This window comes from Gemmatimonadota bacterium, assembly GCA_009835325.1.
In the GTDB taxonomy this organism is placed as follows: domain Bacteria; phylum JAAXHH01; class JAAXHH01; order JAAXHH01; family JAAXHH01; genus JAAXHH01.
The window spans coordinates 1-6,564 of sequence record VXWP01000079.1 but is presented as its reverse complement, the minus strand read 5'-3'; the positions used below and the strand labels follow the sequence as shown (position 1 = coordinate 6,564).

Genomic DNA, 6,564 nt, shown 5'->3' with positions numbered 1-6,564 from the left:
CACTGCCATTCGCGGGGTGGAAAAGGAGTCCCACACGCCCTTCGACGTTGGGGTCAAGTACATGGAATTCACCGAAGCCGTGACCCGGAGCATGTCGGAAGGCAAGGCCATCGCCCTGCCGTTGTAAGCGTTGGCTGGCCGGTTACGTTGAAGTGACGCGATCCACGTAGGCCAGGACGGCGTCGACCAGGTCCTCCGGGGCCGATTCGTTGACGATGGTGAAGTCCGCCATGGCGATGGGGCCGCCCTTTTCGATGTTCTCTATCTCCGCGTGGTCCCGCTTTCGCGCCTCGTCCGCCGTGAGGGGACGCATCCGGAACTGGGGATCCGTCAGCGCGTCGTGGGTCCGGTGCTCCAGCCTGCGGTAGCGGGTCTTCGGCGATGAGACCACGGCCACCACGTGGATGCGGTCGCCGAAGGTTTCCTTCAGGATCTTGTGTTCCGACCACGAATACAGCCCGTCGATCACCACGTGGCCGTGTTTCAGCCCTTCCTCGATGGCGGGCAGCGAAAGCAGCGCGAAGGCGCCCATCCCGTGTTCACGCCGCAACCCTTCCCGCATCTCCTTCTCGTTCTCCGGATTCACGTCCCGGCCTTCCGCCCTGAGCCGGTCGATGGTCACCTGGCCGAAACGGATATGGCGCCAGCCCCGGTCGACCAGACATTCGGCGGCCGTCGATTTTCCCGATCCGGTCATGCCTACGATGGCGACGATTAGGTGCATTTCAGGTCCGCCTGGTTGCAGAGAAGGAAGACGAAAACCGGGCTGAATATACCATTTTCGAGGGAACCTGTCAAAGCGGATGTACGCGGGGTATATTGTCCTTGACGATCATGCCAGGTCCATTTTGTTTTAAGTTTCTTCGATTATTCAAATCAATCCAGTTCCCGTGCGTGGCGGCAACGGAGGAAGGCCATGGCTGAATCATCACCCGATCGCGTCGGAAGCCGATTTCAACTCGAGACCGAACTGGCCCGGGATCTTGGCCTGGTCGCGGCCACGACGATCATCGTAGGCGGCATCATCGGATCCGGCATATTCGGCGCGCCCGCGGGTATTGCGGCCGTACTGGGCTCCCCCGAACTGTTCCTGCTGGTCTGGGTCATCGGCGGCCTGCTCTGCTTCTCGGGTGCGCTGTGCTTCGCCGAACTGGGTGCCATGATGCCCCGCACGGGCGGCATCATTGTGTACTTGCGGGAATCCTATCCCCCCTACGTGTCCTTTCTCTACGGGTGGACGGAAACCGCCGTGATCTGTCCCGGTGCGCTGGCCGCCGTCGCCATGATCTGCACCTCGTACCTCGGTTACTTCGTACCGGACATCTCCCTGGAACACGTGCTGCTGCAGGCTGGACCGGTAATGGTCTCGACCCAGCACCTGGCGATCTTCGCCGTCCTGGCCCTGCTCGGAGCCGTCAATTATGCGGGCGTGCGATTCGGGGGGATCATATCCAATGTGTCCACCTTCGCCAAGGTCGCGGCCCTGCTGGGCCTGGTATTCCTCGCCCTGATCGTCGGCGGGTCCGCGGAGCATTTCTCCACGCCGTCGGCCACGGGCAGGGAAATGGGCCTCTTCGGTGCGCTGGGAACGGCCATGGTCGGCATCCTGTTCTCGTACAACGGCTGGTACAACACGAACAACGTGGCGGGTGAGGTGAAGGACCCGCGTCGCGTACTGCCCCTGGCCATCATCATCGGTCTGAGTCTTTGCATGCTGGTCTACCTGGCCGTCAACTGGGCATACCTCTACGTCATGAACATCGACGAAATCGCCGGGTCGAACCAGATTGCCGCCGAGGTGGCGGAACGGCTGATCGGTCCGATCGGTGGATCGCTCACCTCTCTGGCGGTGATCGTCGCCACCTTCGGCACCTTGAACGCCAACATCATGTACATGCCGCGCATCGCCTACGGCATGGCCCGCGAGCGCCTCTTCTTCGGCTGGTTCACCCGGGTGCATCCCAGGTTCCGGACCCCCTCTCGAACGATCACCACCCTGACCATCCTGGGCATGGCGTGGAGCCTCGTCGGGAACTTCATGGAAATCGTCCTGGCCGTGATGTACGTGTTGTTCGTGTTCTACGTGTTGACCGTGATCGCCGTGTTCATCCTCCGCCGGAAGTATCCTGACGAACCCCGGCCGTTCAAGGTGTGGGGTTATCCCGTCACACCGCTCTTCTTCATCGTGGTATCCCTCGGATACATCGTATCGACGGTCGTTTTCAGCTTCGGCGACGCCCTGCCGGGCATTGTCGTCCTGCTGCTCGGCGTGCCGGTGTACCTGCTGTGGTTCCGCAGGCAGGCTGCCGGTGCGTAGACTTCAGATTGCAGACTTCAGGTTAGTGATTAAAACACAGATCAATGAAAAGAGGAGTTACCGATGCCCGTCATGAACGGCGGTGAGGCCCTCGTCCGGTCCCTGCACGCCAACGGCGTCGAGGTCGTCTTCGGACTGCCCGGCGCCGGCCAATACGAAGCCATCGACGCGATCTACCGGCAGGAGGGCATGCGGTACATCACCACGCGGAACGAACAGGCGATCAGCTACATTGCCGACGGCTACGCCCGCGTGAGCGGCAAGCCAGGCGTGGGCATCGCGGTCGAAGGCCCCGGGTTCTTCAACACCACGGCCGGACTGGCCACCGCTTTCGCCCAGTCCTCGCCCGTGCTGCTGGTCACCGGAGACCACCACGGCGTGTCCATACCCGACCGGCCCCGGCACGACAGCCGGGGCGAATACGGCGCTTATTCGAAGTGGGCGGGCCGTGCGGAATCGCCCGGCGACGTCCCCGGCCTGGTCCGGGAGGCGTTCCGCCAGCTCAGCACCCCGCGGAAACGGCCCGTCGTCCTGGAGATCGGCCCCCACGTATTCAGGACCGAGGAGGAGGTCCGCCCGGTGGAAGCGGCGTCATATTCGCCCGCGGCGGGCGACACCGGCCAACTGGCACGCGCGGCCCGGCTGCTCGCGGAATCGAAACGGCCCCTGATCTGGGTCGGCGCCGGGGCGTCGGAAGGCGCGCCGCTGGTCCGGAAGATCGCCGAGCACCTGGGCAGCCCGGTCGTCAGCAGCCGCAGCGGGAAGGGCATCCTTCCGTCACGGCATCCGCTTTCGCTGGGGATGTTCGAGGCGCGGTTCAAGCCGCTGAAGGACCGCGTGGACGAATGCGACGTGATCCTGGCCGTGGGCACGGCGACCGACCTGAGCGCGCGACTGGATGGACAGACGGTGATCCGGATCGACGACGATCCCGACGAGATCAACCAGGACGGAAGCCATACCCACGGCATCCTGGGCGACGCCACATTGAGCCTGGAAGACCTTTACGACAACCTGACAGGCCTGTCCGCGCCGAGGCCCAACGTCACCGAAGACATCCAGGCGATCAACGCCCACCGTTTCGGTCCCGCGGAACAACTCCAGCCCCAGGGCGCTTTCATGGACGCCATGCGCGCGGCGATTCCGGATGACGGGATCTTCGTGGGCGGGATGAACCAGATGGGATACTACGGACGGAACTACTACCAATCCCAGTCCCCGAGGGGATACCAGACTTCCTCGCACCACGGCACACTCGGCAGCGTGTTCCCCGTCGGCATCGGCCTCAAGATCGGACGCCCCGACCGCGCGGTCGTCGTGGTCTCCGGCGACGGCGGCATCCTCTACAACCTCCAGGAACTAGCCACGGCCGTACAGTACGGCATCAACGTCGTGACCGTCGTGTTCAACGACAACGCCTACGGCAATGTGTGGCGGGCCCAGATGGAGGAGTTTGACGGCCGCGTAATCGGCACCGAACTACACAATCCGGATTTCGTCAAACTGGCCGCAGCCTATGGCGCAAGGGGGGTTTTGGCCGAGGACCCGTCACAGCTGGAAGCGGCCGTGGGCGAAGCTGCGGCGGCGGACGCCCCGACGCTGATCGAGGTGCCGATTGGGCCCTGGGAGCGAAGGTACTAGGCAGGACACTTCCAGTTCAGATCGCACCCCGCTTCCCGCAGGAAACGGATACCCTCGTCCCAGTGTCGGTCGACGTTTCCTACACTGTGGGAATCGTCCCCAGGTACCACGGCGATTTCCATTTTAAGGGCTTGCTCGAGTACCGGCCGGGAGACATAGGGCTCGGGCTGACCTTTTTTAAGCGCGGCCAGGTTGAAGTCCAGGATCGAACCGAGATCCCGGATCGCCTCCAGATTGCGCACGACCCGTTCCCACACGAGCGGCTTAACGAGGCGCGCCCTGTAGTCGGGGTCGAAGATCCGGACCAGGTCGAAATGGCCGATCACCTCGGGACGCAGCGTCGTGATCATTTCGTACTGGCGGTCGAAGTACGCGCGGTACAGCTCGTCCACGCCCCCGACCGTATCCGCCGCGGCCCGGTACCATTCCGGTGATCCATCGAACAACTCATCGTTGATCTGGTGCACGGAACCCACGATATAGTCGGGTTCGTGCGCCTCCCTCATCGCGGGTACCCAGCTTTCATACCCGCTGTACCCTTCCGTTTCGAAGGCTACCAGTATGCGGATTTCGGATGCGTACTTTTCCCGAAGCCGCCTACAGGTCGCCATGTACTCGGCAAATCTCGCCTGTTGATCGACGGCGTTCAACCCGGCCGCCAGTTCGTCGGGGTAGCTCAATGCATCCCGCTCCGGCGGCATGTGCTCGGTGATGCCCACCCAGGCGTATCCATGGGCGATGTAGGCCCTGACGATCTCTTCCAGCTTGTCTTCCGCGTGGTCGCAGAATTCCCCGCTATGGCCGCCGTGGACGGATACACGTTCGGGAGATGAGGCCATTTTCGAACCTGCTTCGATTATCCGATACCAGCCGATGCCCATGCCCGATGCATGGCTTCGGAGGTCTCCCGCAGGGCGTCCCGCGGGGCCAGGGCGTTCACACGCGCGCTGAAAGGTTCGGCCGTGACCGGGCCGTCGTAGCCCATGGCGTCCAGCGCCTTGAGGAACCGGGCTATGTCGAGGACGCCGGTCTCGCCGGGCAGGCACCGCTTGTTGTCGATCTGCTCGTCCACCGGGACCCCGGCCGGCGCGTCGTTGACGTGTACGTTGACCACGTCGCCGTTGCCCAGCCGCGTGAGGTCATCCCAGGTGCCGTGGGATGTGTACCAGTGCCACAGGTCCAGCAGCAAGCCCACGTTCGGACCCACGTCGCGGCAAAGCGCCAGCATGCCGTCCATGGTATAAACGAACGCGTGCTTCCTGCCCCGACGAAGCGTTTCCGGGCCGATGAACTCCAGGCCGAAGCGGCAGTCGTGCTCCCCGAGGATCTCGGCCACGGGCTTCAGACGCTCCACGTGGAAGGCGTAGTTCTCGTCGAAGGTCCGTTCATCCGACCAGGGCATGACCACGGCAGTCGTCCGCAGTGCGCCGATGTCCCGTGCCAGGCCGGCATACCGGCGTAGCCGGGTCAACTCTTCCGTCCACTTTTCCCCTGCGCCGTGCCATTCGATCGGCAGGCCCCAGTTGCCGGGACGGCGGCCGGCTCGTTCAAAAAGATCGCGGACCTCCCCGGCAGAAGTCTCCCGTGCCATTTCGGCCACATCCGGCAGGTTGATATCGACACCGTCGAACCCGTACTGCGCAGCCATATCCAGCGCTTCGGCGAGGGAAGCGTGAATGCCGATCATGCCAGGATTGAGGTTCTTGAACACTGTCGGCCTTACCCGGTCTTGACGCGCTGGAACCGCTTCTTGCCGGCCCTCAGGAGCAGGACGCCTTCGTCGTCAAGATCCCTCGTACCGAGCATTCGGTCGATGGCGTCCACGCGCTCGCCGTTGACGGAAGCGCCGCCCTGCTGGATCAGCCTGCGCACTTCGCTCTTGCTCTTGCCCAGTTCGGCTTCCACGAACAGGTCGACCACGTTGATGCCGGCCTCCAGGCGTTCCCGGCCGATCTCCACGGTGGGCACGTCTTCCGCCCCCGCCTGCGCGCCGCCGAATACGCTCCGGGCGCCGCGCTCCGCCTGGGACGCCGCTTCCTCGCCGTGGGTGATCTTCGTCGCCTCGAAGGCCAGGACCGACTTGGCGTGGCGGATCTTCTCGCCCTCGAGGGCGCCGAGTTCCCGCACCTGCTCCATGGGCAGGAAGGTAAAATGGCCGAGGAGGCCTTCCACGTCCCGGTCGTCCACGTTGATCCAGAACTGGTAGAAGTCGTAGGGTGAGGTCATACCGGGATCGAGCCAGATGGCGCCTTCGGCCGTCTTGCCCATCTTCTTGCCGTCCGAAAGGGTCAGCAGGGGCGTGGTAATCGCCTGCGCAGCCGCCCGTTCCTTGCGCCGGATCAGGTCCACGCCGGCCACGATGTTCCCCCACTGGTCGTCTCCCCCGAACTGCATCGTGCAGCCGTACTCCCGGAAGAGCATGAGGAAATCGTAGGCCTGGAGGATCTGGTAGTTGAATTCCAGGAAGGTGAGACCCGTCTCCATTCGAAGCCTGTAGGCCTCGGCCGTCAGCATCCGGTTCACGCTGAAATGCTCTCCGATCTCCCGCAGGAAAGTGATGTAGTTCAGCGTGCGCAGCCAGTCCGCGTTGTTCACCATCAGCGCTC

General features: G+C 63.6%; 6 protein-coding genes. 2 read left to right on the top strand and 4 right to left on the bottom strand.

Going from position 1 to position 6,564, the window contains the following annotated elements:
* Window positions 1-142 precede the first annotated feature (142 nt).
* A complete protein-coding gene (locus F4Z81_10165) occupies window positions 143-724 on the bottom strand; it encodes an AAA family ATPase (GenBank protein ID MXW05417.1) in 582 nt (193 codons plus the stop codon).
* Window positions 725-916: 192 nt separating this feature from the next.
* On the opposite strand from F4Z81_10165, the gene F4Z81_10160 reads away from it, so the two are divergent.
* Complete coding sequence (locus F4Z81_10160; protein ID MXW05416.1) at window positions 917-2,317, top strand: amino acid permease; 1,401 nt, start codon at window positions 917-919, stop codon at window positions 2,315-2,317.
* A 63-nt stretch (window positions 2,318-2,380) separates the two neighbouring features.
* On the top strand, window positions 2,381-3,958 hold the full coding sequence (locus F4Z81_10155; protein MXW05415.1) for a thiamine pyrophosphate-binding protein: 1,578 nt from the start codon (window positions 2,381-2,383) through the stop codon (window positions 3,956-3,958).
* On the opposite strand, the gene F4Z81_10150 is transcribed toward F4Z81_10155, so the two are convergent.
* From F4Z81_10150 to F4Z81_10140, 3 genes are all read right to left on the bottom strand, one after another.
* Window positions 3,955-4,797 carry a histidinol-phosphatase gene (locus F4Z81_10150; protein MXW05414.1) on the bottom strand — a complete coding sequence of 281 codons (843 nt, stop codon included), beginning with the start codon at window positions 4,795-4,797 and terminating at the stop codon, window positions 3,955-3,957. The two genes, F4Z81_10155 and F4Z81_10150, sit on opposite strands and share 4 nt — an antisense overlap.
* Before the next feature lie 17 nt (window positions 4,798-4,814).
* On the bottom strand, window positions 4,815-5,645 hold the full coding sequence (locus F4Z81_10145; protein ID MXW05413.1) for a sugar phosphate isomerase/epimerase: 831 nt from the start codon (window positions 5,643-5,645) through the stop codon (window positions 4,815-4,817).
* Between the two features lie 32 nt (window positions 5,646-5,677).
* On the bottom strand, window positions 5,678-6,564 hold an 887-nt coding region (locus F4Z81_10140), incomplete at its 5' end, for a tyrosine--tRNA ligase (protein ID MXW05412.1).

Bases quoted from the DNA above. Each gene is read 5' to 3' on its own strand.
- F4Z81_10165 (MXW05417.1), bottom strand. From the start codon at position 724: ATGCACCTAATCGTCGCCATCGTAGGCATGACCGGATCGGGAAAATCG.
- F4Z81_10160 (MXW05416.1), top strand. From the start codon at position 917: ATGGCTGAATCATCACCCGATCGCGTCGGAAGCCGATTTCAACTCGAG.
- F4Z81_10155 (MXW05415.1), top strand. From the start codon at position 2,381: ATGCCCGTCATGAACGGCGGTGAGGCCCTCGTCCGGTCCCTGCACGCC.
- F4Z81_10150 (MXW05414.1), bottom strand. From the start codon at position 4,797: ATGGCCTCATCTCCCGAACGTGTATCCGTCCACGGCGGCCATAGCGGG.
- F4Z81_10145 (MXW05413.1), bottom strand. From the start codon at position 5,645: ATGATCGGCATTCACGCTTCCCTCGCCGAAGCGCTGGATATGGCTGCG.